The sequence below is a fragment of the Microbacterium resistens genome, assembly GCF_031456305.1.
GTDB lineage: Bacteria > Actinomycetota > Actinomycetes > Actinomycetales > Microbacteriaceae > Microbacterium > Microbacterium resistens_A.
In genome coordinates this window covers 1-3,502 of the sequence record NZ_JAVDUM010000022.1, presented here as the reverse complement: position 1 = coordinate 3,502, position 3,502 = coordinate 1, and the positions used below count along the sequence as shown (strand labels likewise).

Here is a 3,502-nt window from a genome sequence, read left to right as displayed (position 1 = left end):
TTGGGGTACCGCCCGTACTTTGAGAACTACACAGTGGACGCGAGCATCTTCGACATGGCCCTTTGGGGTTGTGTCGTTTTGATGATCTTAAAGATCATTAGTCAATTTCAAGCCTGGGTCTTCGGGCCTGGGTTCGATTCTTTGATGAACTCATGTGATTTCAAGTCTTTAAGAGCAAACGGTGGATGCCTTGGCATCTGGAGCCGAAGAAGGACGTAGCAATCTGCGATAAGCCTCGGGGAACTGATAAGCGAGTTTTGATCCGAGGGTGTCCGAATGGGGAAACCCCGCTGGGCGGCGTGCCGACCTAGTGACTCCCGCCTGAATATATAGGGCGGGTAGAGGGAACGTGGGGAAGTGAAACATCTCAGTACCCACAGGAAGAGAAAGCAACCGCGATTCCGTTAGTAGTGGCGAGCGAAACCGGATCAGGCTAAACCGAGCGTGTGTGATAGCCGGCAGGCGTTGCACGTTCGGGGTTGTGGGACTCACCGGGATCTTCTGCCGAAGGTCCGACGTGACAGAAGCGTATAGACGAACGGTCTTGAAAGGCCGGTCATAGAGGGTGCCAACCCCGTAGTCGAAATGCGTGTTCTGGCGTGGAGAGTATCCCAAGTAGCACGGGGCCCGAGAAATCCCGTGTGAATCTGTCAGGACCACCTGATAAGCCTAAATACTCCCAGATGACCGATAGCGGACAAGTACCGTGAGGGAAAGGTGAAAAGTACCCCGGGAGGGGAGTGAAATAGTACCTGAAACCGTTTGCTTACAAACCGTTGGAGCCTCCTTAGTAGGGGTGACAGCGTGCCTTTTGAAGAATGAGCCTGCGAGTTAGCGATATGTGGCGAGGTTAACCCGTGTGGGGTAGCCGTAGCGAAAGCGAGTCTGAATAGGGCGATTCAGTCGCATGTCCTAGACCCGAAGCGAAGTGATCTATCCATGGCCAGGCTGAAGCGACGGTAAGACGTCGTGGAGGGCCGAACCCACTTAGGTTGAAAACTGAGGGGATGAGCTGTGGATAGGGGTGAAAGGCCAATCAAACTTCGTGATAGCTGGTTCTCTCCGAAATGCATTTAGGTGCAGCGTTGCGTGTTTCTTGCCGGAGGTAGAGCTACTGGATGGCCGATGGGCCCTACAAGGTTACTGACGTCAGCCAAACTCCGAATGCCGGTAAGTGAGAGCGCAGCAGTGAGACTGTGGGGGATAAGCTTCATAGTCGAGAGGGAAACAACCCAGACCACCAACTAAGGTCCCTAAGCGCGTGCTAAGTGGGAAAGGATGTGGAGTTGCTTAGACAACCAGGAGGTTGGCTTAGAAGCAGCCACCCTTGAAAGAGTGCGTAATAGCTCACTGGTCAAGTGATTCCGCGCCGACAATGTAACGGGGCTCAAGCACGCCACCGAAGTTGTGGCATTGACATTTTTGGTAGGCCTTCGTGGTCCAGCCGTGTTGATGGGTAGGAGAGCGTCGTGTGGCGAGTGAAGCGGCGGTGTGAACCAGCCGTGGACGCTACACGAGTGAGAATGCAGGCATGAGTAGCGAAAGACGTGTGAGAAACACGTCCTCCGGAAGACCAAGGGTTCCAGGGTCAAGCTAATCTTCCCTGGGTAAGTCGGGACCTAAGGCGAGGCCGACAGGCGTAGTCGATGGACAACGGGTTGATATTCCCGTACCGGCGAAGAACCGCCCAAGCTAATCCAGTGGTGCTAAGCGCCCTAAGCCAGACACCGTCACCTTCGGGTGGCATCGTGTGGTGGAGCGCGCGACCCCATGCTGGTGCGGCTAGCGTATTAACAGGTGTGACGCAGGAAGGTAGCCCAAGCCAGGCGATGGTTGTCCTGGTGCAAGTGTGTAGGCCGAGTCGTAGGCAAATCCGCGACTCATTGAGGCTGAGACACGATGCGGATAAAAAGTGGGTGATCCTATGCTGCCAAGAAAAGCATCGACGCGAGGTTCTAGCCGCCCGTACCCCAAACCGACTCAGGTGGTCAGGTAGAGAATACCAAGGAGATCGAGAGAATCGTGGTTAAGGAACTCGGCAAAATGCCCCCGTAACTTCGGGAGAAGGGGGGCCATCCACTTATACGAGCTTGCCTCGGAAAGGGTGTGGTGGCCGCAGAGACTAGTGGGTAGCGACTGTTTACTAAAAACACAGGTCCGTGCCAAGTCGCAAGACGATGTATACGGACTGACGCCTGCCCGGTGCTGGAAGGTTAAGAGGACGGGTTAGCTTCGGCGAAGCTCAGAATTTAAGCCCCAGTAAACGGCGGTGGTAACTATAACCATCCTAAGGTAGCGAAATTCCTTGTCGGGTAAGTTCCGACCTGCACGAATGGCGTAACGACTTCCCAACTGTCTCAACCGCGAACTCGGCGAAATTGCATTACGAGTAAAGATGCTCGTTACGCGCAGCAGGACGGAAAGACCCCGTGACCTTTACTACAGCTTGGTATTGGTGTTCGGTGTGGCTTGTGTAGGATAGGTGGGAGACTGTGAAGCATTCACGCCAGTGAGTGTGGAGTCATTGTTGAAATACCACTCTGGTCACTCTGGATATCTAACTTCGAACCGTGATCCGGTTCAGGGACAGTGCCTGGTGGGTAGTTTAACTGGGGCGGTTGCCTCCCAAAAAGTAACGGAGGCGCCCAAAGGTTCCCTCAACCTGGTTGGCAATCAGGTGTCGAGTGTAAGTGCACAAGGGAGCTTGACTGTGAGACTGACAGGTCGAGCAGGGACGAAAGTCGGGACTAGTGATCCGGCAGTGGCTTGTGGAAGCGCTGTCGCTCAACGGATAAAAGGTACCTCGGGGATAACAGGCTGATCTTGCCCAAGAGTCCATATCGACGGCATGGTTTGGCACCTCGATGTCGGCTCGTCGCATCCTGGGGCTGGAGTAGGTCCCAAGGGTTGGGCTGTTCGCCCATTAAAGCGGTACGCGAGCTGGGTTTAGAACGTCGTGAGACAGTTCGGTCCCTATCCGCTGCGCGCGTAGGAAGTTTGAGAGGATCTGACCCTAGTACGAGAGGACCGGGTTGGACGAACCTCTGGTGTGCCAGTTGTTCCGCCAGGAGCACCGCTGGTTAGCTACGTTCGGGATGGATAACCGCTGAAAGCATCTAAGCGGGAAGCCGGCCTCAAGATGAGACTTCCATACCTTCGGGTGAGAGGCTCCCAGCCAGACTACTGGGTTGATAGGCCAGATGTGGAAGCACGGCAACGTGTGCAGCTGACTGGTACTAATAAGCCGATGACTTGATAACACACCGTTCTTGGTGCTTGCGTCCACTTTGTGGTTCTCGACGTACGGTCGGAGACCACGACTCATACATGCTTATGTTTGTTTCGTATACGTCAATAGTGTTTCGGCGGCCATAGCGTGAGGGAAACGCCCGGTTACATTCCGAACCCGGAAGCTAAGCCTCATAGCGCCGATGGTACTGCAGGGGGGACCCTGTGGGAGAGTAGGACACCGCCGGACTCCTTTTCACGGAAAGGCCACCCA

General features: G+C 54.8%; 2 rRNA genes. Both read left to right on the top strand.

Annotation, left to right across the window (positions count from 1 at the left end):
* Nucleotides 1-158 precede the first annotated feature (158 nt).
* Nucleotides 159-3,260, top strand: a 23S ribosomal RNA gene (locus J2Y69_RS18005).
* A 101-nt stretch (nt 3,261-3,361) separates the two neighbouring features.
* Nucleotides 3,362-3,478 (top strand): 5S ribosomal RNA (gene rrf, locus J2Y69_RS18000).
* Nucleotides 3,479-3,502 lie beyond the last annotated feature (24 nt).